The 26,786-nt window shown below is 47.9% G+C and carries 19 protein-coding genes and 1 rRNA gene; 7 read left to right on the top strand and 13 right to left on the bottom strand.

Going from position 1 to position 26,786, the window contains the following annotated elements; translation table 11 throughout:
- Nucleotides 1–68: ribosomal RNA gene (locus tag BP71_RS27600) — 16S ribosomal RNA — on the bottom strand; the annotation flags it as partial.
- Nucleotides 69–336: 268 nt separating this feature from the next.
- Nucleotides 337–681 (bottom strand): hypothetical protein, encoded by a 345-nt coding sequence (locus tag BP71_RS27595; protein WP_496384798.1) that lies wholly within the window; start codon nt 679–681, stop codon nt 337–339.
- A gap of 232 nt (nt 682–913) precedes the next feature.
- On the opposite strand from BP71_RS27595, the gene BP71_RS27590 reads away from it, so the two are divergent.
- Together BP71_RS27590 and BP71_RS27585 are read left to right on the top strand one after the other, a co-directional pair.
- Nucleotides 914–3,187: an ATP-dependent helicase gene (locus BP71_RS27590; RefSeq protein ID WP_496384797.1), complete on the top strand. Its 2,274-nt coding sequence runs from the start codon at nt 914–916 to the stop codon at nt 3,185–3,187.
- Nucleotides 3,188–3,273: 86 nt separating this feature from the next.
- Nucleotides 3,274–4,770, top strand: a complete 1,497-nt coding sequence (locus tag BP71_RS27585; RefSeq protein ID WP_496384796.1) for a DUF4301 family protein — start codon at nt 3,274–3,276, stop codon at nt 4,768–4,770.
- A gap of 72 nt (nt 4,771–4,842) precedes the next feature.
- Here BP71_RS27585 and BP71_RS27580 read toward each other — a convergent pair whose 3' ends face one another.
- Together BP71_RS27580 and fcl are read right to left on the bottom strand one after the other, a co-directional pair.
- Nucleotides 4,843–5,316, bottom strand: a complete 474-nt coding sequence (locus BP71_RS27580) for an Lrp/AsnC family transcriptional regulator (protein WP_015813234.1) — start codon at nt 5,314–5,316, stop codon at nt 4,843–4,845.
- A 186-nt stretch (nt 5,317–5,502) separates the two neighbouring features.
- A complete protein-coding gene (fcl, locus tag BP71_RS27575) occupies nt 5,503–6,444 on the bottom strand; it encodes a GDP-L-fucose synthase (RefSeq protein ID WP_496384795.1) in 942 nt (313 codons plus the stop codon).
- Nucleotides 6,445–6,538: 94 nt separating this feature from the next.
- On the opposite strand from fcl, the gene BP71_RS27570 reads away from it, so the two are divergent.
- Both BP71_RS27570 and BP71_RS27565 read left to right on the top strand, forming a co-directional pair.
- Entirely contained in the window at nt 6,539–7,555 is a 1,017-nt protein-coding gene (locus BP71_RS27570) for a toxin-antitoxin system YwqK family antitoxin (RefSeq protein ID WP_496384794.1), read from the top strand.
- 85 nt (nt 7,556–7,640) lie between these two features.
- Nucleotides 7,641–9,341 carry a hypothetical protein gene (locus BP71_RS27565; RefSeq protein ID WP_496384793.1) on the top strand — a complete coding sequence of 567 codons (1,701 nt, stop codon included), beginning with the start codon at nt 7,641–7,643 and terminating at the stop codon, nt 9,339–9,341.
- 1 nt (nt 9,342) lies between these two features.
- Here the strand turns inward: BP71_RS27565 and BP71_RS27560 are convergent, their stop codons facing one another.
- Nucleotides 9,343–10,617: a D-alanyl-D-alanine carboxypeptidase/D-alanyl-D-alanine-endopeptidase gene (locus BP71_RS27560; RefSeq protein WP_496384792.1), complete on the bottom strand. Its 1,275-nt coding sequence runs from the start codon at nt 10,615–10,617 to the stop codon at nt 9,343–9,345.
- A 115-nt stretch (nt 10,618–10,732) separates the two neighbouring features.
- A complete protein-coding gene (locus tag BP71_RS27555) occupies nt 10,733–12,217 on the bottom strand; it encodes an ArnT family glycosyltransferase (RefSeq protein ID WP_496384791.1) in 1,485 nt (494 codons plus the stop codon).
- A gap of 156 nt (nt 12,218–12,373) precedes the next feature.
- Between BP71_RS27555 and BP71_RS27550 the strand changes: the two genes are divergently transcribed.
- Genes BP71_RS27550 through BP71_RS27540 form a run of 3 tightly spaced genes read left to right on the top strand, consistent with a single transcriptional unit; the run spans nt 12,374 to nt 18,052 of the window.
- On the top strand, nt 12,374–14,293 hold the full coding sequence (locus BP71_RS27550) for a RecQ family ATP-dependent DNA helicase (RefSeq protein WP_496384790.1): 1,920 nt from the start codon (nt 12,374–12,376) through the stop codon (nt 14,291–14,293).
- On the top strand, nt 14,290–15,720 hold the full coding sequence (locus tag BP71_RS27545; RefSeq protein WP_496384789.1) for a DUF5723 family protein: 1,431 nt from the start codon (nt 14,290–14,292) through the stop codon (nt 15,718–15,720). Before BP71_RS27550 ends, BP71_RS27545 begins: the two co-directional genes overlap by 4 nt.
- Nucleotide 15,721: 1 nt before the next feature.
- On the top strand, nt 15,722–18,052 hold the full coding sequence (locus tag BP71_RS27540) for a CehA/McbA family metallohydrolase (RefSeq protein ID WP_496384788.1): 2,331 nt from the start codon (nt 15,722–15,724) through the stop codon (nt 18,050–18,052).
- 3 nt (nt 18,053–18,055) lie between these two features.
- Here BP71_RS27540 and BP71_RS27535 read toward each other — a convergent pair whose 3' ends face one another.
- The 7 genes from BP71_RS27535 to BP71_RS27505 form a co-directional block, all read right to left on the bottom strand.
- Nucleotides 18,056–18,379 carry a DUF6787 family protein gene (locus BP71_RS27535; RefSeq protein WP_496384787.1) on the bottom strand — a complete coding sequence of 108 codons (324 nt, stop codon included), beginning with the start codon at nt 18,377–18,379 and terminating at the stop codon, nt 18,056–18,058.
- A 6-nt stretch (nt 18,380–18,385) separates the two neighbouring features.
- On the bottom strand, nt 18,386–19,117 hold the full coding sequence (locus tag BP71_RS27530) for an RluA family pseudouridine synthase (protein WP_496384786.1): 732 nt from the start codon (nt 19,115–19,117) through the stop codon (nt 18,386–18,388).
- A 27-nt stretch (nt 19,118–19,144) separates the two neighbouring features.
- Nucleotides 19,145–19,963, bottom strand: coding sequence for a 3-methyl-2-oxobutanoate hydroxymethyltransferase (gene panB / locus BP71_RS27525; RefSeq protein ID WP_496384785.1), 819 nt, complete (start codon nt 19,961–19,963; stop codon nt 19,145–19,147).
- A gap of 230 nt (nt 19,964–20,193) precedes the next feature.
- Nucleotides 20,194–21,534, bottom strand: a complete 1,341-nt coding sequence (locus tag BP71_RS27520; RefSeq protein WP_496384784.1) for a murein hydrolase activator EnvC family protein — start codon at nt 21,532–21,534, stop codon at nt 20,194–20,196.
- 64 nt (nt 21,535–21,598) lie between these two features.
- Nucleotides 21,599–22,444 (bottom strand): lipoprotein insertase outer membrane protein LolB1, encoded by an 846-nt coding sequence (gene lolB1 / locus BP71_RS27515; protein ID WP_496384783.1) that lies wholly within the window; start codon nt 22,442–22,444, stop codon nt 21,599–21,601.
- Nucleotides 22,434–24,215 carry a tetratricopeptide repeat protein gene (locus BP71_RS27510; RefSeq protein WP_496384782.1) on the bottom strand — a complete coding sequence of 594 codons (1,782 nt, stop codon included), beginning with the start codon at nt 24,213–24,215 and terminating at the stop codon, nt 22,434–22,436. The genes lolB1 and BP71_RS27510 overlap by 11 nt, the downstream gene beginning before the upstream one ends.
- Nucleotides 24,216–24,336: 121 nt before the next feature.
- Nucleotides 24,337–26,769, bottom strand: a complete 2,433-nt coding sequence (locus BP71_RS27505) for a TonB-dependent receptor plug domain-containing protein (RefSeq protein ID WP_496384781.1) — start codon at nt 26,767–26,769, stop codon at nt 24,337–24,339.
- Between the last annotated feature and the right edge of the window lie 17 nt (nt 26,770–26,786).

Below are 26,786 nucleotides of genomic sequence, written 5' to 3'. Positions count from 1 at the left end.
CCCTCGCCTTGCATGTATTAAGCCTGCCGCTAGCGTTCATCCTGAGCCAGGATCAAACTCTCCATTGTAAATTTTGTTGCGATGTAACCTCCGAAGAAGCTCATCAATGTTTCTAACGAACCTATCTTCTTGCTCTCTTCATCATGTCAAAGAACGTTGCTCTGAATCTTTCAGAACTCGTGGTTGCGCCGTCTGCGCTACCGTTGTTCCCGATTGGGAGTGCAAAAGTGGCAGGTTTATTTTTAACATGCAAGCGCCCGCCACAAATATTTTTCCAACTTTTTTCAATAAATACCCTAACCAATTGACAAACAAATTGCTACAACAAAGAAATTTTTAAAGATTTTTGAAATATTCGATCACATGCATTTTCAAAAGGGCTTCCTGCTTCAAAACATCGCCTGGAGGCAGTGCGCGATCGAGCTTGTAATGCGGCCAGCCATCATTATCGGTGTATTCAAGACTATAGTAGGAAGACAAACTTAATACCTTACATATACCTATATGCATGAGATCTTGCTTTTGTTCTTTGGTGAACCGTTTGGCCCCCTGCCCCAATTCCTGGACCCCGATCAGGAAAAGGACTCCATTCAGGTCTCCCGGTTTTTTGCCGATCCGTGTTTCGAGGTTATCAAGCAAATGCTCCCATTGTGTTTCCAAGGGCTGGTCTTCAATATTCATTGTACTCATCGTAGCTTTCATCGGGCAACACCCGCGACATTATGTATGTTGTAGAAGATTAAAATTGTTGCTAGTTAACCAACAAGTCGGTCCTATTGTTCTGATCCGGGAATAATATTTGCGATCGCAACTTATTCATGGGCGCTGTAGATTACGGGGAATGCTTTTGATCCTTTTTTCTAACTTTGGCTTTTGCTATATATGAATAAGAAAATTGGAAAAGCATAAAATTTTGAGCCAAGACGATTATCTCTCGACCTTGAACGAGCCTCAGCGTGAGGCAGTGCTGCATGGAAGCGGGCCCCTGATGATTATTGCAGGAGCGGGTTCGGGGAAAACGAGGGTTTTGACCTATCGCATAGCGCGCCTGATAGAGACCGGTGTGGATCCTTTCCGGATTCTGTCACTGACATTTACCAATAAGGCATCCGGGGAAATGCGGAACCGGATTGAAGGCGCGGTCGGGACCGAAGCCCGTAATATATGGATGGGTACCTTCCACTCCGTATTTGCCAAAATACTCCGGATCGAAGCCCGATACCTTGGCTATACCAGCGATTTCTCTATATATGATACAGACGATTCGAAATCGTTGTTGAGAAGCATCATCAAGGAATTTAATCTTGACGATAAGGTCTACAAGGCAAATGTCGTATTCAACAGAATATCCGGTGCCAAAAACCGCCTTATTTCTGCGGAAGATTATATGAACAACGCGGTGATCCAGGCTGACGACGATGCTGCGAAGATGAAAGAGATCGGTCGGATCTATAAAACCTATGCAACCCGCTGCTTTCAGGCGAATGCAATGGATTTTGATGATCTTCTTTTTAATACGAATGTTCTTTTTCGGGATTTTCCGGACGTATTGTATAAGTACCAGCACAAGTTTCAACACGTGATGGTCGATGAGTTCCAGGATACCAACGTCTCCCAGTACCTCATTACGAGAAAACTATCGGCCGTTCACCGCAATATCGTGGTTGTTGGCGACGACGCTCAGAGCATTTACGCCTTCCGCGGGGCGAACATCGAGAATATTCTCAATTTCGAAAAGGATTTCCCTGATGTTCGGGTGATCAAGCTGGAACAGAATTACCGGTCGACGGGCACGATCGTCAATGCAGCCAATTCGGTGATTGCCCGGAACAAGTCGCAGCTGGAAAAGACCACCTTTACATCCAATGAAGAAGGATCACTAATCGATGTGATCAAGGCGAATTCTGACAACGAGGAAGGGAGGCTTGTAGCTACTGCCATTTTTGAAGAAAAGATGCAAAAAGCTCTCCGGAATGAGAATTTTGCCATTTTGTATCGTACCAATGCGCAATCCCGCTCTTTTGAGGAAGCCTTACGCAAGCTGGGTATTAAGTATCGCATTATCGGAGGCCAGTCTTTTTACCAAAGGAAGGAAATCAAAGATCTGCTTGCATATCTCCGGTTTACAGTAAATCAACGGGATGAAGAAGCATTCAAGCGTATTATTAATTTGCCTAAAAGAGGTATCGGTGATACAACGGTTGCAAAAATCGCTGTTACGGCTTCCGAAAATAATGTGGCGATCTGGGATGTGGTGGCAAATATCGGGCATTACGCGACGGGCCGGACAATTGCGCCGATAGAACAATTTGGAACACTGATCAAGAGCTTTAAAATACTGGTTGAAGAAGGAAAAGACGCGTACGAGATTTCTTCCCACATTGCCAAGGCATCCGGCATCCTGCGCGAGCTGTATGAAGACAAAACCGTAGAAGGCTTGTCGCGCTACGAGAACGTACAGGAGTTGCTCAACGGGATCAAGGAATTTGTCGACAGCGACGAGAGTGAGGACAAGACATTAAGTGCCTTTCTCCAGTCGGTTTCGCTGCTGACGAATGCGGATGAGCCGGACGATAATAATGATCATGACCGGGTGACCATGATGACGATCCACTCAGCCAAGGGGCTGGAATTCCGGAATGTATTCATCGTGGGGTTGGAAGAAGACCTGTTCCCAAGCCAGATGATGCTGGAAAGCCGGCAGGATCTGGAAGAAGAACGGAGGCTTTTTTATGTAGCGATTACGCGCGCTGAGAAGAAGCTTTCATTTTCGTATGCTGAAAGCAGGTATCAATGGGGCCGCATCAAAATGTGTGAGCCAAGCCGCTTTCTCCTCGAAGTCGATCAGCGTTTTTTGAATGTGAATAAAATGGTGCAAAGTGCTCTTGAGCGCGATTCAACTCCGCTTGTGACATCTTTCGCCAGAAACCTCGTACAACGCAAAACAGCAGAAGCCAGGCCGGTCGTGAGCGCCGCCGCCAGTGCACACGTACCGACTACCGACTTCGTGCCAAGTGATACATTCGGTCTTGTAGAAGGCGACAAGGTAGAGCATTTGAAATTTGGCTTCGGGGTCGTGACTAAAATGGACGTCAATGGCACTGACCGGAAGGCCACGGTTAAGTTTGATCTGGTGGGAGAAAAAACGTTGCTGTTGAGTTTTGCGAAGCTCAGGATCTTGAAATAAATTGAAAGAAATGGTTATAGTATGTTAATTTCAAGCTTTTTTATAATAAATCTTACCCTAAGCTTCACTGATTAAAACTATAAATTATGTTCATTGAAAAAGATATTCAACAAATAGAGGAACGCGGCAGCGATTTAAGCACCGTAGAAGGGCAAGTTCGTTATTTTGAAAAAGGGTTTCCTTTTTTGCAACTTTCCAAAGCCGCGACAGTGGGCGATGGTATTATCAGACTGACTGAAACTCAGATAGCACAGGTAATCAGTGAATTCGATAAGAGTGCTTCCGAAGGGGAAATAGCACTTTTGAAGTTTGTACCCGCATCCGGTGCGGCCACGCGGATGTTCAAATCACTTTTTAGCTTTTTACAAGAGGATAAAAAGGATAAATCGGTGGCAGAGTTTTTCGAGAAGCTGAAAGATTTTGCGTTCTACGATGATCTTAAGGCCGCATTGGCAACGGATGGCCATAGCATAGAGTCGGCCGACGAGAAAACGATCGTGTCCTACTTCCTCACAGCCAAAGGGCTGGGATATGGGGAATTGCCAAAAGGTCTCCTGAAATTTCACGGTTATACCGACCGTTCGCGAACGCCTTTGGAGGAGCATCTCGTAGAAGGGGCCAAATATGCCAACGCCGGGAGCAATGTGCAGATCCATTTCACGGTTTCACCCGAACATCGCGATAAGTTTGAAAAACTGGTGGTAGAGGTGCTGCCAAGCTATCAGAGCGAATACGGCGTACGTTATATTGTTTCTTTTTCGGAGCAGAAGAGCTCTACCGATACGATTGCCGTGAATCTGGATAATACCCCGTTCCGCGAGAAAGACGATTCGCTACTATTCCGTCCGGCAGGCCATGGGGCTCTACTTGAGAATCTTGGGCAGCTCGATGCAGACATTATTTTCATTAAAAACATCGATAATGTAGTACCTGACCGCATTAAAGCAGACACTATTACCTATAAAAAGGCATTGGCGGGAATTGTACTGCAGTGCCAAAAGAAAATTTTTGGCTATCTCGACCACCTCAGCGGACCGGCAGATGCGGCATTGCTTTCGGAAATCGACGCATTTTTCAGAAATGAACTTTGTGTAGTCCCTCCTGCCACATTCGATTCGTGGACCAATGAAGAGAAGCAACGATATTTTGCGGGTAAACTCGATAGACCTTTGCGAGCTTGTGGGATGGTAAAAAACCAGGGCGAACCTGGCGGCGGGCCATTTTGGGCAGAGAATGCGGACGGCTCTTCGTCCCTTCAGATTGTAGAATCGGCCCAGGTCGATGTCGACAATGCCGAACAGAACAGCATTTTCAAGAATTCAACACATTTCAATCCGGTAGACCTGGTGTGTGCCGTGAAAAATAAAAACGGGGAATTGTACGACCTTAAAAAATTCAGGGATCCGCTGACGGGTTTTATTACGGGCAAATCCAAAGACGGTAAAGAATTGAAGGCCCAGGAGCTGCCCGGCTTGTGGAATGGATCAATGGCCGACTGGAATACGCTTTTCGTGGAAGTACCGCTGATTACTTTCAATCCGGTGAAGACAGTTAATGATCTGCTTCGGGAGCAGCATCAGTAATAGTTTTGGTAACCAAATAAAAAACGGTCGGAAGCAATTCCGACCGTTTTTTATTCTAATGGCTTGTTCAAATCACGGTATCGGTAAAACTTTGCTTTCTTTGAAGGTAGACAGGATCACCATTGTTTGGGTACTTGCAACTTCTTCGATTTCGTTGATTTTTTCGAGCATCAACTTCTGATATGTGCTGATATCTTTTGATATTACTCTCAAAAGGAAATCGCCTGTTCCCGTAATGTGGTGGCATTCAATAACCTCTGGGATGGCGTGAATTTTCTCGACGAATGATTCAGTTACTGCCTTGCGGTGCCCAACGAGTGAAATCTGTACAAAAGTACTAACACCCAGTCCCACCTTTTCAGGTTCCAGCTGTGCATGATAGCTTTTGATGATCCCCGACTGTTCGAGTTTCTTGACGCGTTCCAAGGTCGGAGCCGGTGAAAGCCCTATTTCTTTGGATAATTGTGCGTTGGTTATTTTAGCGTTCGTTTGTAGGATCTCCAGTACTTTGCGGTCTATCTGGTCTAACTTAATAATGGCCGACATTTCTCTATGACTAAGGTTTATATGACATCCCCATTTCGGGGGCGCTGCAAAACTAATTAGTTTCCCGAAGATTCTTGTAATATTATACTGAAAATTTGTCTAAAAAAAGAATTATAGTAGGTGAAATATGATTTTAGTGTGGAATTATTAGGCTGTGCTTTTTGTAACCTATTGGAATAAGTTGGGTTACACGGCGTAAGTTTCGATTTTTTGGAGGAAATCCTGATAGGTACGGGTAATTCCTTCTTCCAGCTCAATGGTATGGTTCCAGCCCAGCGCATGCAGCTTGCTTACATCCATTAATTTCCTCGGTGTACCGTCTGGTTTGTCGGTATTCCAGTGAATCCGGCCCGTGTAGCCTGTTACTTTTTGAATCATTTCGGCCAGGTGTTTGATCGTTACGTCTGTTCCTACTCCGATATTCAGGAAACCCGCCTCGTTGTAATTCTGCATGAGGAAGTAGCAAGCGTCGGCCAGGTCATCGGCGTGTAAAAATTCACGGAGCGGAGACCCTGTCCCCCATAGTTCAACAACCGGCTTACCCTCCTCCCTCGCTTCATGGAATTTCCGGATCATTGCCGGCAAAACGTGTGATTTATTGAGATCATAATTATCATTCGGGCCGTATAAATTGGTAGGCATTACCGAAATGAAATTACAGCCATATTGTGACCGATAGGCCTCACACATCTTGATACCGGCGATTTTGGCAATAGCGTATGGCTCATTGGTAGGTTCCAGCAGCCCGGTCAGCAATGCATCTTCATGCAGGGGTTGCGGAGCCATTTTAGGATAGATACAGCTTGATCCAAGGAACATCAGTTTTTTGGCACCTGTGCGGTAGGCGCTGTCGATTACATTATTCTGGATCAGTAGGTTATCATGCAGGAACTCCGCACGATAAATATTGTTCGCCATAATGCCACCTACTTTGGCAGCCGCTAGAAATATATATTCCGGACGCTCCGCTTCGAAAAAAGCACTGACATCGGCTTGGTTACGAAGGTCGAGCTCGGAAGACTTTCTGAGAATGAAATTATTGAAACCTTCCTTTTCCAATTTCCTGAGAATAGCAGATCCTACCATCCCTCTATGTCCGGCAATATAAATTTTAGCGTTTTTTTCCACGGTGTTTTTTAAATTTGTGTATTGGAAATCAATATAGAAAAAACCAATTCGTTACAAAAGTAACAATCTTGCCCTGAAGAAAAATCCAATATTCATGCAAAGAATAGCGCTGGTCTGTGGCTTTTTTACTATCTGTCTGACGACACCCGTCTGGGCCCAACAGGGGCAACAGGATACTTCTACGCCTTCATGGCTGCCCAAAGAGCAGGTCAAAAAGGACACGGCAACGCGTTCCAAGGACCTAAAATCCTTCGTTTCCGGCCTTGATCCGGTGGTAGGTACTTCATTGCCAGGGGGTAAGGGAAAGTCCACGAACCTGTCCACATTGTTCGGAGAAACGATCCCTGATCTGGGTTTGAAGGTCAAGGAATACAAGAGCCAGAAGAAAGACCGCAAGGCGCGGAAGGAAAAATCCAAACTGGCCAAAGTACAATATCAGGGTATCCCGATGCAAAGTATGTCAGTCAAATACGGCAGTGGCGACCGGGCGACCGTTGAGCTTTTCCACGTGTTGAAGGAGTACAAGCCGATCGATCCCTATGCCCGGGCGACAGAAACACGCTGGTACGATAAGAAGGGAAAGAAGCTCAGCTCGGCGGTTATCAAGGAAAAGACACAAGCATTACCGCTGCACGGTTCATACAAAAAGTATAGTGGAGAAAATCTGATTGAAGAAGGTTTTTATTATATGGGCGTCAAAGACGGCCGTTGGGTTAAATACGATACCAAATACAATCTGATTGATAAGGCCATCTGGAACCGCGGTTTCCCGGCAGATTCCCGCATTACCTATTATGACTCTGCGCACACGCAGGTGAGGGAAGTAATGCCGGTTGCATTTGGAGAAGTAGAAGGCGAATACCTGCAATTTTATAAGGAGGGCCAGCTTGCCGTTGATGGTAAATATGATTCGGGCAAAAAAATAGGTCGCTGGGTGGAATATTACCAGTTCCGTCGCCAGCGCAAAAAAGAGATCCAATATCCGAAAACTGCCTGGGACGAAGAGTTTGAACCCTTCGTGTTGCGCGAATGGGACGAAAAAGGCAAGCTTCTGTACGACTACACTAAAGACCCCAGAGCCTCCGCTGAAGAGGAGACAACCGAAAATTAGGTTTCCCTATGGTTGAAAATCACAGTGCAGGTGCTTAATTAGCATGCCGGTAGGGCCCGAACCTGTCCGTTGGTAATCATCATCTATGTATTTGTCTTTCCTCCGTTTCGTCAGGGAAAAAAGCTGGCTTGCATTGTTATTATGTCTTGTACCCGTGCTGATCTACATCTGGGTATTTAAAGTCATTGCATTGAATGTCAATTATGTAGCTTTCGACGACATTGTCATCCTGGGTATAATTCCGGAGTTTGAAAAGGCTTCACTGGCAGAGAAATGGAAGCTTTTGACTACGCTTTTCCCGGAACATCGTCTGGTTTTCTCGCGGTCGGTGATCTTGCTTCTTCATAAGGCTTTCGGGACGGTGAACCTCGTGTGGCCGATGATCATCGCCAACACATGCTGGGCGCTTTGTACGCTGGTATTTTACCGTGCATTCCGTAAACTGAGCATTTCGACCTGGTACTTTGTGCCCGTCATATGGCTCTGGTTCAATATGCAGTCGTTCGAGAACATCTTCTGGGGCGTGAGTTCGCTGTGCAATTTCGGTGTGATCCTGTTTGTACTGCGCGCGCTCTATTTTGCGGTTTACCGCCCCGGGCGGCTTGCATTGTCGCTTGTCTTCGCTGTACTGGCTACCTTCACATACGGAAATGGATTGATGGTATTCCCGGTAATCGGATTGATCTTCCTCCTTGGCGGATACCGGAAGCAATTCTTTATAACGCTGGTAACGACGCTGGTCGTAGCGGTTGTTTATTTTATCGACTTCACGCCCATTACACAGAACCTCGATTTCTCGAACCCCACACAGGTGCGGGAAGGCTTTTTCGGTTTCTTCGGTTTCATCGGTTCCTGGGCTACGCTGACGGCGTACGGCACACCATCGTTCAGACTTTATACCGCCGTTGCAATGGGAATGCTGATGATCGCCACTTTGCTGCTCCTGTACCGAAAACAGTACACGCAGTTGTGGAATTCGACGTGGTTAAAAATGCCGTACCGCAACAATATGGCGCTTTTTGCGCTAGGCATCGCCATTTTTACCGGCATTACAGCCCTCGCGCTCACTTACAAACGTATTCCGACCGATACTTTTGAAGGTATGTTCAAAGGACGCTACCGGATGTACTCTGCCTTGTGGTGTATTGCATTGTATTTGGCATTTCTTGCTATTGTTCGGAATGAGGTCAGAAAAAAACTGGCTCCGGTTGCATTGATTGCAGCAGTGGTGATGAACCTGACAATCCTGCATAGCAACTTTGCGGATGCGGTAAATAACAGGCGGGTAGCCATCGCACAGGAATTCAACGCCCGTTACAATGCGGACTGGCTGGGGATCCGCATGTTTTCAATGAACCAGCAGCATTTTGAAAAAATACGATCGTATTATCGGTCCGAAGATCCCGTTGCAGAAAACTGGCAGCCCCGGAATGCCGGTGATTCTATTAAATGTGATAGTATTTATGTGCCGGACGAGATCGCATTAATTAGTAATCACATCGTGGTGGGGTTTCAGCAGGACTTTTTCAACGCGGAAAAAGATTATTCTGATGGAGGTTATGTAATTATGAAGTCTGCGGATCACGTGTATGTGTCACCGCCCAACCAAACTGCGGTGCCGCTGCGGACAACGCTCCGGCGGTTCATGTATTTTAATAGGGGTATACATGCAGGATTTCACACAGCCACGGTGGAGCCAGGTACCTACCGAATTTATCTCCTGATACGGAAAAAAGGCCGTAATCGTATTTACTGCACCGGCAAGACCTGGGAAGAAAAGGACTAGCTCAGAATTTGTTGTGCACACTAGTCAGGATGCGTTCGACTTCCTTGCGTACGTCTGCTGTTGGTTTTGTGAAATTGTTATTCATGAAGCTGAAAACAAGGACTTTACCTTTTTTCGTGATCATATAACCACTCAGATTGTAGACGTTGCTGAGGCTTCCGGTTTTCGCGAAAATAAATGGGGGTTCTTCCTTAAAAACATTTTTCAATGTACCGGTCTTGCCGCCTGCCGGTAATATTTTGAACAATCTTTCCCGCGGCACTTTCTGATGGATTTTTTGAAGTAATGCTACCATTGTTCGTGGAGTGAACAAATTGTAACGACTCAGTCCCGATCCATCCTTCCAAACCGGTTTGTCGGGCAAATCGGCCATGTAATGCTCGATAGCGTGTGTAATGGCCTTTTCTGTATTCAAAGGAAGCTTGTTGGCAGTAGCATAGAGAAGCATCAGCTGTTCTGCAAGCATATTGTCGCTGACTTGCATCATGCGCGCATACAACGAATCCGACGGAATACTGTTGACGCGTTGCAGTTCGATTTCAAGGGGAATATTAATGAGTTTGATCTCCTTTTTGAGCGTATCGCTGAGCAGCTGGAGCATTACAGGGTCGGTCATATGAACCGGCACATCCTGCATAAGACTTTTTGAACCGGATAATTTGGGATAATGGAAGATGTTTTGAAACTCCTCCCGCTCCACTCCCGTAACTGCGCTATCCGGGATCATCGATTTTTGCCAGAGCCGGGGGCTGGCATTGTATGAGCCCGATCCATTGCCGTTAAAACGCACAATATTACCATACACCGGCATAGCGGTCACTTCGGGTTGGTAGTAATCATTATAATCACTCCACGCCCATCCTGCGCCGAACCGTTTGTTTTCGAAATGGTAAGGTGTATAAAAGATCTGGTCTTTCCGGCTTTTCAGAAAATCGAAGACCTTGCTATGCGGCAGGTCTGGGTGGAGCAGCGACGGGTCGCCTGTTCCGCGGATGATCAGCAGCTCCCCCCATTCAAGATATTCCAGACCCGGTATGGAGTCGCCCAATGCCGATAATCCGGCGTAAAAGCTGAATAGTTTGGTATTAGAGGCGGGGGTAAAATATTTGTTATCCTGATAAGACGCCAATGATTTCTGTTCATTCAATCGCGCAATGGAAACGCCGGTATGTTGCTGACTTAAAACCGGTGACCGATTTATTTCGCGTTTCAGATAATGGGATGCCGAACAGCCTGACAATGCAATAATACTGATGAAGAAGAGCAGCGTGCGCATGGAAACGGGTTAAATTGAACTCTCAAAACAAAGGTAATATTTTCGTCGTATCGGCAAAGACAGCGCCCGGATTGGTTTCGGGCAATTTTCGAAAGATCAATGATCACGCGATCAATCACTTGGCGCGACCGGTTTTCCGGATCACCAGAAAATACTTGCCGGCCAAAGGTACCAGACTGTCCCGGCGCAGGTCGAATTGCGGCAGGCATGCCGAATCGGCAAAAACATACCGGGCTGAGTCGACCTGTGTAGTGAGGGACAGATGATGATACCGCTGAAAATTAGCGTGAATATCGGCGTGCTGGTATAAATCATGACAAATTCCGATTGTGGAGGCTTCCGGAACGAGCGCACCCAGTTTTTTCGCATTGGAAACCATCACATCGGGTTGAATGACGGTTAACTTTTTGGCAGTGGCACCCCAGGAGCCCAGTGTGCCGAGGCATAACAACGCGATGGCAGCTTCTTTTTTCAGGAACATGAGCGAATGCACCCTTTGTACCAGAAGCAATGCAATTAGCAATGCAACAAACGGAAGCGCCGGTAGAAGATAATGTGGATATTGCTTTACACTCACGAGCATAGGCGCAATACCCGAAAAGGCAACTACCGCAATGATACGGCTGTTTTTGGAGATGACATTGTCATATGTGATTTTCAATTTGAGGCCAAATGCAAGGGCATATACAGCCGCGAGTGCAAAAAAATGTGGATACAGATTTCGCATCAGCTCAATCACGAGCGTAAAATGGGCGGCCCAGCCAGTACCCGTTCTTTCCCGTTTTTGCAGGAGTGCCAGCAGCACCTGCCCATTGAAATAAGTGGCCATGAATTCGCGTGCCGAGGAGCTGACGAGTACGGCAGCGCCGCCCGCGGTCAGGGTAATGACCATGATCCCGGAAGCTTTCCAGGCTTTCTTTAAATCACGAGAAGGGTAAAAAATCGCGAAAATCATCGAAAATGCCAGCGGGTAGAGTCCCACGGGCCCTTTGGTCAGAAATGCGAGTCCCACAGCGATTCCTCCCCAAAACGGCCAGAGGTAACTGCGGACCGAAAATTTCTCTTCTTTCAGAAAAGCCAGCTGGCAGTAGCAGGAAACCAGACAGAACAGGCCCATGGTGCTGTCCAGAAAGTTGTTGGGAATGCTATACCAAACCGTAACCATACCATACCAGCACAGTACCGGTAACCAGCCAAGCGAAAGATACTCGTTTTCCGGGCCGAGGAATTTTCGCCAGAGTTGCGCGATCAGCAGAATATAACCGATCAGGATAAGGAGATTATACCCGTTTTCGACTGCCGGCGTGTCTCCCACAACCCTGAACAACAATGCCTGCAAGCCAAATTGTAACGGCGGATGGCCCGAGAAAAACCCCGCATTATCATAAGGGAGCCAAAATGAGTTGGCAAAAAACGGCCGCCAGAAAGAGCCGATTCCTTCAGACATATTCCTGGAAATAGCAGCATAGGTAACGCCGTCCATGAACATCGTATCGTCAACCGAGCGTGGCAGGAAAGTAATCAGGACGAAACTCAGGGTAAATAACCAGGGTAACCAATGAAGGTATTTGTCGCTTTTGCTAGTACTTGTTGTCGCCATGCGGAGTGAATTTGCCGCCAATTAACGGTTTTTATGTTTTGAAGAATGATCCACCGCGCTTTCTTTTTTATTTAACGTGCGCCAACCGGCTTTCGATAACGCATCTAATGCAATTACTTTGTACATCTATATGACCACACCGCAAACAGCATTCTGATGACTGATATCCGGTCTGTACTGAAACAATATTGGGGTTATGACGCATTCAGGCCTTTTCAGGAGGACGCCATTAAAGCGGTCCTGAGTGGCCTGGATACGCTGGTTCTGCTCCCGACCGGCGGAGGTAAGTCCATTTGCTTTCAGGTTCCGGTAATGGCCTCCGAAGGCGTCTGCATCGTGGTGACCCCGCTCGTTGCATTGATGAAAGACCAGGTCGAGCAGCTGAAACGCAGGGACATTCCCGCCGCGGCGATCCATTCAGGGATGAGCAAAACGGAGATAGACATCACGCTCGATAATTGCATTCACGGAAATACCAAATTTCTCTACGTGTCACCAGAGCGCTTACGCACGGATATCATGATCGCACGCGCAAAGCAGATGAAGGTTTGTTTGCTTGCGATCGACGAGGCACATTGCATTTCGGCATGGGGTTACGATTTCAGACCCTCCTATCTGCAGATCGCCGATTTCCGCAAGCTTTTGCCTAAGATACCCATAATGGCACTTACGGCAACCGCTACCGAAGAAGTAAGGGCGGATATCCTGGACAAGCTTGAAATGCGTAATGCGAGGGTTTTCAAGCAGTCGTTTGCCCGGGCCAACCTCTCCTATTCCGCATTTGCTGAGGAGAGCAAGGACCGAAAGTTACTGCAGATTCTTCGCAATGTATCGGGAACGGCCATCGTATACGTTCGCACCCGCAAGCGGACCCGCGACCTGGCCGACTGGCTGGCGCGACAGGGGATTTCGGCTACCAGCTACCATGCGGGGCTGCCATTTAAAGACCGGTCGGAGCGGCAAACTGCATGGATACAGAATCGCGTTCGGACCGTCGTCGCAACCAATGCGTTCGGGATGGGGATCGACAAACCTGATGTGCGTGCCGTCATCCATTTTGATCTGCCCGATAACCTGGAAGCATATTATCAGGAGGCAGGCCGGGCCGGGCGCGACGAAAAAAAAGCCTATGCCGTCGCCTTATTCAACAAGATCGATCTGAAAGAGCTTACGGACAGCATCGAAAGAAAGTATCCTCCGGCGGAAATGCTTCGTCGCGTTTACCAGGCGTTGGCGAACTATTACAAGATTGCCATCGGAGCCGGGGAGTTATCGGGATTTGACTTTGATATACAGGAGTTTACCGGCATTTTCGGACTGCCGGTGAATGAGACGCACTATGCTCTCAAACTGCTGGAAGAAGAGGGTTTTATACAACTCAGCGAACAATTTAATGATCTTTCGAAGATCCATTTCCTTGTCGATAACCGTCAATTGTACGATTTCCAGATACGCTATCAGGAGATCGATTCGTTTATCAAACTAATCCTGAGAATGTATGGCGGCGAATTATTCACTGACTACGTACGTATTTCCGAGACGGAACTCTCGCAAATTTTCTTTGCAAGTGTATCCGAGATCGAACGAAAGCTTCGGTTTCTGGCCGAACGGGAGGTCATCGACTACGAGCCCAGAAGGGATAAACCCCAGCTCACTTTTCTAACCCCGAGATATGATTCTTCTCTACTGCCGCTGAATGTTTTTGAAATACAAAAGAAAAAGGACCGGGACCTGCAGAAGGCGCAGGCGGTGATCCGTTATGCCTCTCATACCAAACGATGCAGGACATTGCTGCTACTGGAGTATTTTCACGAATTCGATGCGGACGAATGCGGAGTGTGTGATATATGTATACAAAACAGGAAGAATGAAGGCACGGTAGAAGCCGGTTTGGCCGACCAGATCACCTATTATCTGAATCAGGAAGGTCCGGTGCTGCCGACGCAACTCGGTCGCATGTTTGAAAATGTGCCCGGAGACGATTTTTTGAAAGCATTACAAGCATTAATCAACGAGGAGGCAATCCATTACAATGAAGCCGGGTTGCTGGCCTTGACTAACAAAACTCAACTTTGAAAACCTCTTTTTTTACCACAGCACTATTGATCCTGATTGCCGTTCAATGCGGCTTTGCCCAACAGATTCCCGGCCTCGAACTCAGTAACTACGGAGGATTGTACCGTGCAACTTATAATCCTTCGGTGATCGGGGGACCCAGGCATAAATGGCAAGTCAATGTCCTCACGCTCGGGGGGAGTATCAAATACCGCTATTTCCGGTTTATCGGTGAAAATTCCTTTTTGTATCCGTTGCTCGCTGCGCATTCAACCAAGGAGCTTTACGGCCGGTCGCGCACAATGGGCTCACTTACGGATAAGGGTCCGATCTCGGTCGTAGGTGAAATCCGCTGGCCTTCGGCGATGTTCGCGCTGGGGAAGTACCACGGGATTGCGGTGCAGTTGCGTACGAGGGGTTTTGTGCAGGGAAAGAATATCCCCGGTATGATTGACGATATGTATGTGAAAAGGCTGGATACAGGCAGCTTACCAGCGGTTCAGAACGAGGAATGGGGAAATTTCAGCCTCGTGCAGCAGAGCTTTTCGGATATCAGTTTCTCCTACGGCGCCCAGCTTCTGGACATAGAAGGGCATAAATTCCGGGTAGGTGTAACAGTAAAAAGGGTATTTGGAGCAAGAATCGCCTATGTGGTTGGTAATGCAGACCGTTTCAGTATCGCTCCGGCTAACGGTGACCCTGAGATCAGCGAGCTGCAAATCAATAATCTCTCCTATGAAAGCGGATATAGTACGCCTAACCGCAAAATGAGCATTGGTAACCTGATGAGTTCCGACAAATATGGTTCTGGCTGGGGTTACGACCTCGGGGTTTCCTATGAATTAGGGTCTGTGTGGAGTGGTCGCAAGGAGGTTTATAACGATAGTCCCGATTACCTGGTGCGGCTTGGCGCGTCGCTGACCGACATTGGCTCGATCAAATACAAAACTACGGACTCGAAACTAGTCCGGGGAAGCGAGAGCGATGTGGTAATCAGACAGAAGGAGCTCGAAACGATCAGCGACCGCGGTGCAGAAGGTTTTATGGGCCTTTTCCCGGGCGATAGCAGTGCCGCATTTGGGCAAAGCGTGAAACTGCCGCAAATGATACACCTCGAGGCGGACATCCAGGTTTTTAACGGCTTCTTTTTGAACCTGACACAGCGGAGCCGCTTCAAAAGTCGCAGCGGCAACCCATTAGATATCTACCAACCTAATACTTTTATGATTACGCCACGCTTTGAGGAAGAAGATTCCGGACTATCATTTCCGATATCTTTCATCAAGGGCAATAGTCGGCCGTCTATTGGCCTGGCAGGTCACTTCGGGCCTGTTTTCCTTGGACTCAGTAATGTGAATGGGCTGATGAAAAGCGGAGGCGCACGTGGGAGCATGATGTACATCGGCTTTACAGCGTGGAAAGCAAACCGGAAAAAAGACAAGGATTGATATGAAAACGACGTCTGCCCTATTCCTTTTAGCAGTTTTCTTTCCAATGATGCTGCTTGGGCAGCACGACCAACACAGCCGGCATGCAGCTGTTACGGGCATTGATCCCCAGCCTTTACTGGCCCAGGCTAAGCGCTTGCAGGAGGCTCTGACGTTTTCAGGCAATGCATTGCAGCCCAGGGACGTGGAGCGTCTGAAAGAAATCGGAAACGGGCCTTTTTCCGACAAAACCGTAGCCGGGATTCAGGCCATTCTCGATCCGTATTGCCTCAATGTAGTCCATATTAATCCGGAAGGAAGGGTCAGCGTTGAGAGGGGTGGCGCTCAGGCAAGTCTTATTCAAGGTGGATGGACATCTTTTCTGGTCAAAGTGCATAATGAGGCCGGCATTACTGCACGCCTCGAAGCAGCTAGTCCCAATGCTGCAAAGCCCTATCACTCTCCTTCTTTTGAATCGAAAGTAAAAAATGAACACGAACTGACTCCGGGACAGGTCGCCAACCGTTTTCTGGATATCCAGATTTACACAGGCAGGCCTTTGCAAGCCAATTTATCGGGTTTGAAACTCGAATATGCAATGGTGCAGATTTATTGCAAGGATTCCGGAAAGCGCGAGGCTGAAATTGCATATAATGTTGGGCAAGGTTCGCAGGATATCGGATTCAGAAATTCCACGCACATTTTGTTTGATGTAAAGCCAGCCGTAAAAGTAAAATTGAACGTGCAGGACGACGACGGGCAGCCGGCAATGGCTTCTTTTCTGATCACTGATGGGCAAGAACATGCATCGGGAAAATTCAAAGGTGTTCACCCGCTGCCATCGCGCAGGGTAGCGGCGACGGACGAGTACCCGGACTTTTTCTTCCAGCCCCAGATTTACCGCCAAAACGGGGAGCATATCATGCTTCCAGCGGGCAAATACAATGTGACCTTTACCCGGGGACCCGAGTACATTCCGCAAACTAAGGAAATTGTTATATCAAAAGGCCGTGAGTCAGTAGAAGTGTCATTTCGCTTGAAACGATGGATACAACTGACGAAGCTCGGCTGGTTCAGCGCAGATCACCATATCCACGCGGCAGGCTGTAGCCATTATGATAGTCCGACAGAAGGCGTGGATCCCAAAGACATGTTTCGGCAGGTACTGGGTGAAGATTTGAATATGGCCGCTAACCTCGCCTGGGGACCCAGCTGGTATCATCAGAAGACTTTTTTTACGGGAAAGGACCATCCATTGTCAGCAACGAAGAATATTATGCGCAACGACGTGGAAGTTTCGGGATTTCCTTCGTCGCACGCCGGGCATATTGTGCTTTTACGTATCCGGGAGGACGACTATCCCGGGACAACGCTGATTGAGCAGTGGCCAAGCTGGACCGCCCCTGTGCTCTCGTGGGCTAAGTCACAAGGTGGCGTCGTAGGTTATGCACATTCCGGCTGGGGTCTGCAGCCGATGGAGCCTACTGACCAGTTACCGAATTACGTAACACCTAAAATGGACGGGATTGGTGCTAATGAGTACGTTGTAACAGTCACGCAAGGCCTGGTCGACTTTTTCAGTGCGGGCGATACACCGGCGCCCTGGGAGCTTAATATGTATTATCATACGTTGAATTGCGGTTTCAGGACGAGGTTGAGCGGGGAGACCGATTTCCCGTGTATTACGGACGCCCGTGTGGGACAGGCGCGAAGCTATTTCAAACCACAAAAACAACTGGATTATGACGGCTATGTCGAGGCGATCCGGAAAGGCCGGAGCTACGTTTCGGACGGGAAGTCGCATATTATGGATTTCACCGTCAATGGCTTGGAAGCAGGTACGGAGGACAGCGAGGTAAGCCTTAAATCATCGGGAAATGTTTCAATCAGCGCGAAGGTAGCGGCATATCTTCCTGAAAAGCAGGACAGTATCGGAGAAAAAATCGTCCGGACACCTATTGATGTAACACCTTTTTGGGACATCGAACGCGCACGCGTAGGAAAATCCAGAACCGTGAAAATAGAGCTGATAGTCAATGGCGTGCCGGTGGATGCAACCGAAATTAAGGCCGACGGGCAGCTGAGTGAAGTGAAATTTTCCCCGAAAATCGCTGCATCGGGCTGGATAGCATTAAGAATTTACCCCAGCTCGCATTCCAATCCTGTTTTTGTAAAAGTTGAAGACAAGCCGGTGTTGCAGAAGCGAAGTGCGGAATGGTGTCTCGCGGCGCTGGAGCAGTGCTGGAAGATGAAGGAACCGAATATCAGGGCCGGGGAACGAAAAGCGGCGTCGGCCGCATATGACAAAGCCAGAGCTGTATACCGGGGATTGATTGAATCGGCGGGAAAGTAGCTGTTAATCGGGATTAGTTTCGGTGCCCTTGGGACGAAACAGCGCCCCTATCCGGCTGAACATTCTTTTTTCGAACTCCCAAAAAAATTTGAATTTGCCCCAAACCCAGCCCCAGGCCAGCAGTATCACCTGGTACAATGGCAGGATAATCAAAATATTGAATGCCCAGCGTATCCAGCCGGGTGAATCTGCCGTCAGTCCGGCCAGATCGAACAACCATCGTTTCACATACAAGACCGAAAAACCGGTACACGCAAAAACTAACAGAATGACGAGGACATCCCATCCGGTTCTGACGTTCCAGCGCTGTTTCAGTTTTTCGATCATCAGGCATTATTCGTGGAAAAAATCGAGGTGCTCGGGCTTGACAACTTCTTTGTCTAAAGTTAAAAATTCTTCCCAAAAAGGGTCATTGGGTACACCTGCACGGCAAATCAGCGGCTCTTTCTTAACGGGGTGCTCAAAATAAAGTCTGCGGGCATGCAGGTTAATGCTTCCGTCGGCGTTGCCTTTGGGATAGCCGTATTTGACATCGCCGCGAATCGGGCAATTCATCGATGCCAGCTGAACCCGGATCTGATGAGGTCTGCCTGTAACCGGCATTACTTCCAGCAAATGAAATTTATTGACTTCACCCAGCCACCGGTACGATAGTTCGGCGCGTTGTGAACCGGGCACTTCTTCGTCGTGCGCCGTAGTGATATTGCGGGCTTCATTTTTGATCAGCCAGTGTACCAGTTTGCCTTTCTTTTCTGCGGGTTTGTTTTTGACAACCGCCCAGTAGGTTTTTTGAACGTCGCGTTTGCGGAATATCTCGTTCATACGTTCCAGTGCCTTCGAAGTTCGTGCAAAAACGACTAGCCCGCTTACAGGACGATCGAGTCGGTGGACTGTACCGAGAAATACAGCACCCGGCTTATTATAGGTCTCTTTGATATAATCTTTGACCATGTCCAGCAGGCAGGTATCGCCGGTGACGTCGGCTTGAACCAGAATGCCAGGCTCTTTATTGACGATGATCAGGTGATTATCCTCGTAGACAACCCGAAATGGTTTTTTAGCCATATTGATAGTTTAATACTTTTTAAAAGGTTAATATGATTCCTGATCGTTCGGGAATGATTTTCCTTTTACATCTTTGATATAATTTGAAATAGCATCGGTCATGACCCCGTTCAGATCGGCATAATGGCGCAGGAAACGGGGTTTGAACGCCTTATTGATACCCAATAGGTCGTGAAGGACGAGGATTTGCCCGTCGGCGTGAGGTCCCGCTCCTATCCCTATGGTTGGAATCTGGATGCTTTCGGAAACCTGTTTGGTCAATTTCGAAGGAATTTTTTCGAGAACAATCGAAAAACAGCCTATTTCTTCCAGCAGTTTAGCATCTTCCAGCAGCTTCTGCGCTTCGGTTTCCTGCTTGGCCCGCACGGTGTACGTACCGAATTTGTAAATTGATTGTGGTGTAAGACCCAAATGACCCATGACAGGCACTCCCGCGCTCAGAATACGGGTGACAGAGTCCTTGATTTCGAGCCCGCCTTCCAGCTTTACGGCATGGGCACCCGACTCTTTCATGATCCGGATCGCCGAATTCAATGCTTCCCGCGAATTGCCCTGGTAGGAACCAAAAGGAAGGTCTACTACCACCAGCGCTCTTTTCACAGCCCTTACCACCGACGATGCGTGGTAAATCATCTGATCGATGGTGATCGGTAATGTCGTTTCATGCCCGGCCATGACGTTCGAGGCAGAATCCCCTACCAGGATCAGTTCTACCCCGGCGGCGTCCACGATTCCGGCCATGGAATAGTCGTACGCGGTAAGGCAGGATATTTTTTCCCCACGGTTTTTCATTTCCTGAATAACATGGGTTGTAATGCGCTTGATATCAGCAGTATGTACAGACATGGTGGTTATCGGGTATTGGTACTAAATATCTGACCGGTTGGAAAGTCAGGTGTTGTTGTTTGTGGTCAAGTGTGGTCGTATCTAGTGGCATTGTTGAGAGGAGAACATGGCCGGCTTGATTATTAGTTTCCTTGATATAACTGCAATTTCCGACAGGATCTGACCATGCATGACTATTCCCGACTATAATTGACCCTCTTCCCAACTTTGCACATCGAGACAGAACTGTATCACCTGTTTATCAGCCAGTTCTCCGGGTTCAGTCGGGAGGTGTTTTTCCAGATCTGGAATTGCAATTCAGAGGTTCCGTCGCTGTCGGTGGCCACCCGGCCGATATTTTCACGGGCTTTTACTTTCTGACCTGCACGAACCGCAACGCCGGTCATCTTCGCGTAGATCGTCATGTAATTACCGTGCTGAATAGCTACAACGCTACCCATTCCGGGCAGTTCGGTCACATCCAGTACCAAACCGTCGTAAACAGACCGTACAGCCTCTCCTGCTGTGGTCTGAATGTCGATACCAAGATTATCTACCATCACACCCTTCAGAACAGCATGTGGTCGCTGCCCGAAATGGCTGGAAACAAATCCCTTAACAGGCCACGGCAAACGGTTTTGAGACGCCGTGAAAGACGACGCCAAAGTCGTTTCCTCTTCACTCATACCACTGGAAACTACCGGCTCTTCCTCCTCCTTGGGGGTTTCTGCGATGGTGGCCTCCCCTTTCTTTTCGCGTTCTGCGTTCTCACGTGCAATGCGCTCTCGTTCTGCTTTGCGGCGCGCCTCTCTTTCCTCGCGTTCTCTGCGCTCTCTTTCAAGACGTTCCTTGCGCTCGCGTTCTGCGATCCGCCGGATGCTCGATTCCAAAAGGTCGGTAGCACGCTTATTCTCAGCAATCTGCTTCCGCAGCTCTACTTCTTTTTGCGATAGCTCCTGGATCACCTCATTCTGTTTGACTTTCAGGCCTTCCAGCTTGGTGTTTTCAGTCAACCGGGTATCCAGTACGGTTTTTTGTTGATTCTTTTTGGATGTAATTCGTTGTCGTTCAGCCATTACCTGTTTTTGCAGAACATCAATTTCCTGCGCCCTTCCCTGCCGGGCCTCTGTATATTGTTTCAGGTATTTATATCGCAGCACAAACTGATTAAAAGTACCCGCGGAAAACAAAAATACCAGTTGATTAAAATAAGCGTTTCGTTTGGAGGCCTCATAAATCATATGGCCATATTCTTCTTTGAGTACCGCGAGGCTGCTGTCCAGAGACTGGCGTCTCTTTTCGAGCACTTTTAATTCCCTGTCGAGTATTTCGAGATCGTCGGTCAGCAGGTCGATCTGCTTTTTATAGGTGTTGATTTGCTGGTTGAGCGCTTTGAGCTGCCCGAGGTTGACGTTCTTCTGGGAAGAAGTCTGTTTTAGAATGTTCTGTATTTCCCTTATTTTTCCCTGGTTTTCGGCTTTTTCGCGTTCCAGCTGCTCACGGGTTTTTTGCGCAAATGCACCTGCACATGCGCAGAGCACGAATGTAAGCACTAACCAAAAGCGACGTCTACCAGGGGTATGAAAGGGCATAATGTTGATTCTTGCGGCCAAAATACATGTCACGGCGGGCAAAGTTAAGCAGACTTTCTGTATTTTACCTTTTGCGCTTGTACCCTGATGGCACATTAAAGGGAAAACCAGGGCTTTGGTTAACCAATTCGACCTTGCTGTGTTTGAGACGCATGGTCGTTTCTTTCATTTGCTGGTCTTTGGAGAGTACGTTCAGGTTGATCAGGCTTGTAAACGGAAACAAATACGTTCCTACTTCTCTGAAATCCTCATAATCCAGTGTAAAGGTATTTTGTGTAGGAATCTCGGTTGCTTTCAGGCGGGATAGCTTTTGCGTACTTTCTGCTATATAATTATCCACTTCCAGTCTTTCGACGAGCTGTTTGAGGATATAAAAATCATTTTCCTTCACAAACTGTCCATTCTCTTCCATTTCAAAAGGCATATTACCGATGATGACCGATTGCAGCAGGTTAAAATTAAGATCGAAATTGTATTGTTTGCTCAGTTGCTCATAGTTGAATACAAAGTAATCGCGATGGATTTTATCCATAAAAACAATGGAATCCCTTGTAATGATGCCGCGTGCTACTTCCAGCCCCACGCCTGTCACGGAAAGCCAGATGATGCTGTCCTTTTTCATCCGGATATTGACGTTGGTATTGTCAAAATCCTGGGATTTACTTTTGAATGAAAACTTGGATTTAGCCGTCAGATAACTGAAATCCACCGAATTGACCTTTACGGGAGCGACGGTTTCCGAGGTTTCCGGGCTTATCGTCGTGGTATCTTTCAGTGGGGGGGCTGCGGTGATGACCGTTGTGTCCGTGGCCTGGTCTTGAGAAATGGTTTTCGAAGTACGTTGTTTATGACAAGCTGTAAACCATAATAAACTCATGGTAAGCAGCCCGAAAGTAATTTTATTGCTCATGTAATGCACCTGTTGCTATTTTTTTGTCAAGAAGTTCGGTGGTCTCGCCCATTCTTTTGGCTTTTTTCCATTGCGCCACCGCATTGTCCCGTTCGCCTAATTTGAACAGAACATCCCCATAATGCTCAACAATCGTGCCACTGACGCTGCTGCTGTCCAGCATCGCCTTTTCGAGGTACTCCTTGGCTTTTTTGTAGTCTTTCCGGATATACAACACCCATGCATAGGTATCCAGGTAAGTAGGATTGTTCTGGTGCTGCTGAACCAGTCTTTCCGACATTTTGAGTGCCAGATCCAGCTTTTCCTTTCTCAGCGACAGGAAATAGCTGTAATTGTTGAGGACGTGGTCATTGTCGGGATTGACCTTCAGGGCCATTTCGTAGGCAGAGTCGGATTTTACGTGCTCTCCTAAGCCATTATAGGCGTCGCCGAGTTGTGGAAGGATGTAGGGAGCCAGTTCGCCTTTGTCTCCCATGATTTTCTGGGCTTCCTCTAATGCGGAGATGGCCGGTTTGTAATTTTTCTTCATCAGGTTAGCCGTTCCATTGAAATACCAGAACATTCCCTGGTTAGGAAATATCTCCAGCGCCTTCTCCGAATGTACGAGCATGCTATCGGCCTGATTCAATTGGCCATCCAGTTGTAAAATGGCGCCCCAAACCTGAAACACGGAAGCGTCGAGGCTGGCGGCTTTGAGATACATATCACGGGCTTCGGCCTTCTTGCCCTGACGCATGAGGAGATCGCCATAGATGACGATGGCTTTGGATTCGCCTGGGTGTGTTTCGGTCAATTGCTTGGCCAAGACTACCGCCTCACTCATTTCTGTATCCGTTTTCAGCATCGTGAGGTAGCCGGTTAATACCCTTATTTTAGGGTCGGCATCTAGATTGGGGTTGGCAAAAACAAGTTTCAGTTCCTGATTGCATTTTTGCACATCACCGTTGCGGCGGTATATATCGGCAAGCAAAACATGGGCCTGGGCCTCATCCGGATTAATTTTGAGCGCTTCCTCTAACGGTGCCACAGCCTCTACAATCCGGTCGTTCGCAATCAGCATTTCTGCCAGCTCTACGCGGTAGCCCACTTCGCCCGGTTCGGCGGCAATCAGTTTTTTCGCCTCATTTAACGCTTTGTCGAGGTTATTTTGGCGAAGGTAAAGCTGTTGCTTCTGATGGGTTATTTCTTCTGTAACACCCATTGATTTTTCAAGCGTGTTGTAGGTTTCAATGGCCTTATCGAACTGGTCATTGAAAACGTATACTGCCGCCAGTTCTATACCATACTGGATATTCTCAGGGTTTTTAGCTACCAAAGATTCATAAATCTGCGCCGCTTCGGCGTATTTTCTCCGTTTGGCATATAACTCAGCAAGCAGCTGGGCATAATAAATGTTTTCTTTGTCGAGATCATAAGCCTTTTTTGATGCAGCGATAGCGTCGTCAAATTTTTCGAGTTTGACAAGCGCGGTGGCGACCATATAATGGCTTGCGGCGTCCTGAGGATTGGCTTGCGCCAGTTTTTCGAACACTGGTAACGCACGGTCGGGCTCGTCCTTCATCATATACTTCATCCCCTCCGCGGCCATGGACTCGCCTTCCAGCCTCATACCTACATTCTCGCCTTTCTCGGGTTGTTTTTCACGATCTTTACGACGTTGCGCATGGGCCGACGTCAATACCGAAGTGACCGAAATCAGGCAAACAAGAAGGGTCAGTTTTAAATATGCGGTCCTCATATATTCAGCGTTCGCCATCAGATCGTGCGACATGACCGGCTATTTCAGTGTAAATAACAAAGTTACCAAAATTTGTCTGTAAGATGGGGGCAAATCCTTAGGCAAATAAGATTACTAACGTGGAAATGTATATAATCTTATGCCAGGAAGCCCCTCAGCGAACGGAATACGCAGATTTTCCAAATCCGGGAACACCTGTGCCGGTCAGGACTTCGGCCCGGATGTCTATGGAGCCGGGAGCGTCGGAGTTGTAATATTTCAAACGGGCTTTGCCGTCCGGTCCGGTTTTTAGCATCGGGGCCCAGAAAATAGTTGAACGGTAATCGGGAACCGCCGGAGCTTCGCCGGAGATGTATTTAGGTGCATAAAATGCTTTGGGAATGTTAAAACCGGCTATTTTGGTGACGAGAACGCCCGGTACGATGTCCTGCGAATAGTCATAATTCGCATTACCCCTTTTGGTCAGGACCGAAATTACCCCGTTTCCTCCCCTGCTTCCGTAAATCGCGGCCGACGCTCCCTTAAGAACGTCGATAGACTCTACATCATAAACGTTCAGAGAAGTGATCAATGCTTTGTCGACCGGCATGCCATCCAGTACGAACAGCGGCTCTCCCCGGTTGCCGCGGATAGACACGCTCGCATTCATTCCCGCTCCTGTTACCAGCACGCCTGCCACGCGCCCAGCAAGCATATCGAGCACGCTCATATTCCCTGAGGCCATCTGAGGCGTCACTTTGAGCGTCGCATCTGCCGAATTGTACAGTTTCCGGGAATCCCGCGGGACTTCCTTTTTTGCCTTAATGGTAACTTCCTTTAAAAGACGCTCCCGGCTTTCGCGGATTTTTTTGGCTATTTCCTGATCCTGCTCGGCACGTTTCAGAAAATCGGCCAGTTGTTGTGCGTTGATAGTCATCGGTTTGAAAGGGATCTTTACTACCGATGCCTTTGGGACGTCAAACGGATTGATGATGAACGAGAGGCTTTGATTGCCCTTTTTATTCATTCCCTGCAGGCGGAGCTGAAGGGAGTCGCTAAAAGCCAGATTATATATTGTAAAATGCCCGTTTTCGTCCGCTTCCGAGGTCATAAATGTACTTAGGCTGTCATTGCTCAGGAAAAGGGATAATGCAGTTTTTTCGATGGGTTTTTTATTATTCTTCCGCACTTCACCTTTCAGCGTTACGCCTTGCTCGATAAATCTCGCCGGTGCCGGGATCGAATCCTGTAAGACATCCTCCCAGCGGAAACGCGTCCAGCCCTGCGTCATCATGAGGTAGTCGAGACGGATTTTCCTTTCTGAATAGGCCGGGTCAAAATAATAGGAAGGTTGTTCTATAAATCCCTTTAAATCAGATGACAGCAGGAGATAGGAAACAATATTCTGCTCATGTGGCTGTTGCAGGATTTGTCCGGCGTCGGTTACCGCTACGGAAAGGTTGGCTTCTACGGGCTTGCCGGCGGAATCAGTGACGGATACTTCTACTTCGGCAAGTTCGCGTGGCTTATAGTCGGGTTTCGACGGATTGATTTGCACGCGTAAGCTGTGGGAATGATTAATGAAGACCAGTCTTTCGCATACGGGCTTGTTCTGATCATTGAAGAGTGTTAAATGGGTGATGCCATCGGGTAATTCGGCGGTAGGTAGCTGCATGATCAACCCCCTACTGCCGATTTTGCCCCTTGCCACGAAAGCGATGATACCCCGCGCGTGGCCAACGATGTGGATCGGAATTTCGGTTTTACCGGGAATTCTTGCGTAAGCGATAACCCGCATTTTGGACGAGCTGGAGAGATTGTCTACCAGCATGGTGTACCCGGCTTCCTGCACTTTCGGAAAGTCAAAACTGGTCACTTTTCCGTCTTTTTCCTTCAAAAATGCCCGGAAGGATTCTCCCGCCTTAGGTTCAAACTGAAAGCGCCCCATGCCCAGGTGTTCGCTTTTGAAAGAGGCGACCGTATCCTTGTCCTGATTGAGTATAAAGCCCGTCACGTCCTGCCCTGTGCCGGCTGCGCTAACCGCTTTGAAGGCAACCCGGGTATTGATTCCTGCGACGAGTTGGCCGCCTTCCGGGAAAAACTGCAGGTCGGTTGATCCTGTCTGGGAGCCTGGTGAGCTACTTTCTTGATAATCAAAAATATAAATATCTTTCTGAAAGAAAAATGCTTCCTGGAAGTTGCGCATCCAGTTGGTATATGCCCGGATGGTGTACGCGCCGGGCGCAATGGAGTCGGTCAGGACAAATTCACCATGGCCGTTACCCCCGTTCATATGAACGCGGCGGAGCCCCGCATTTTTGCCGGAGCGTTGCTCAATGAGGTCCACGTACAGCAGATTACTGGCGCTATCGGCCAAATGGAGCGATCCTTCCGTGAGGTAGGCCTTAAACCAAAGGGTATCACCGGTGACGTAGTAAGGTTTGTCGAGATGAAGATATGCCTTTTCGGCTGGTAAAATTTGTCGGTAGTGTAGTAATTTGCTGGAAATGAACTGGGTGAAATCTTCTTCTGAGGCATGAAATGCCAATGTGGTAAATAGTAAGAGGGGAATGAGGCAGTAGTTGATGAAGTTTTTTTTCCTCAGCATATTGATGAGTAGTTTAA

It is taken from the genome of Dyadobacter ginsengisoli DSM 21015 (genome assembly GCF_059568735.1).
This window is presented reverse-complemented; position numbering and strand designations above follow the sequence as displayed.

What these genes read in the sequence shown, in the direction of transcription:
- BP71_RS27595 (WP_496384798.1), bottom strand. Translation starts at nt 681, where the DNA reads ATGAATATTGAAGACCAGCCCTTGGAAACACAATGGGAGCATTTGCTT.
- BP71_RS27585 (WP_496384796.1), top strand. Translation starts at nt 3,274, where the DNA reads ATGTTCATTGAAAAAGATATTCAACAAATAGAGGAACGCGGCAGCGAT.
- BP71_RS27580 (WP_015813234.1), bottom strand. Translation starts at nt 5,316, where the DNA reads ATGTCGGCCATTATTAAGTTAGACCAGATAGACCGCAAAGTACTGGAG.
- BP71_RS27570 (WP_496384794.1), top strand. Translation starts at nt 6,539, where the DNA reads ATGCAAAGAATAGCGCTGGTCTGTGGCTTTTTTACTATCTGTCTGACG.
- BP71_RS27565 (WP_496384793.1), top strand. Translation starts at nt 7,641, where the DNA reads ATGTATTTGTCTTTCCTCCGTTTCGTCAGGGAAAAAAGCTGGCTTGCA.
- BP71_RS27560 (WP_496384792.1), bottom strand. Translation starts at nt 10,617, where the DNA reads ATGCGCACGCTGCTCTTCTTCATCAGTATTATTGCATTGTCAGGCTGT.
- BP71_RS27555 (WP_496384791.1), bottom strand. Translation starts at nt 12,217, where the DNA reads ATGGCGACAACAAGTACTAGCAAAAGCGACAAATACCTTCATTGGTTA.
- BP71_RS27550 (WP_496384790.1), top strand. Translation starts at nt 12,374, where the DNA reads ATGACTGATATCCGGTCTGTACTGAAACAATATTGGGGTTATGACGCA.
- BP71_RS27540 (WP_496384788.1), top strand. Translation starts at nt 15,722, where the DNA reads ATGAAAACGACGTCTGCCCTATTCCTTTTAGCAGTTTTCTTTCCAATG.
- BP71_RS27535 (WP_496384787.1), bottom strand. Translation starts at nt 18,379, where the DNA reads ATGATCGAAAAACTGAAACAGCGCTGGAACGTCAGAACCGGATGGGAT.
- BP71_RS27530 (WP_496384786.1), bottom strand. Translation starts at nt 19,117, where the DNA reads ATGGCTAAAAAACCATTTCGGGTTGTCTACGAGGATAATCACCTGATC.
- panB (WP_496384785.1), bottom strand. Translation starts at nt 19,963, where the DNA reads ATGTCTGTACATACTGCTGATATCAAGCGCATTACAACCCATGTTATT.
- BP71_RS27520 (WP_496384784.1), bottom strand. Translation starts at nt 21,534, where the DNA reads ATGCCCTTTCATACCCCTGGTAGACGTCGCTTTTGGTTAGTGCTTACA.
- lolB1 (WP_496384783.1), bottom strand. Translation starts at nt 22,444, where the DNA reads ATGAGCAATAAAATTACTTTCGGGCTGCTTACCATGAGTTTATTATGG.
- BP71_RS27510 (WP_496384782.1), bottom strand. Translation starts at nt 24,215, where the DNA reads ATGTCGCACGATCTGATGGCGAACGCTGAATATATGAGGACCGCATAT.
- BP71_RS27505 (WP_496384781.1), bottom strand. Translation starts at nt 26,769, where the DNA reads ATGCTGAGGAAAAAAAACTTCATCAACTACTGCCTCATTCCCCTCTTA.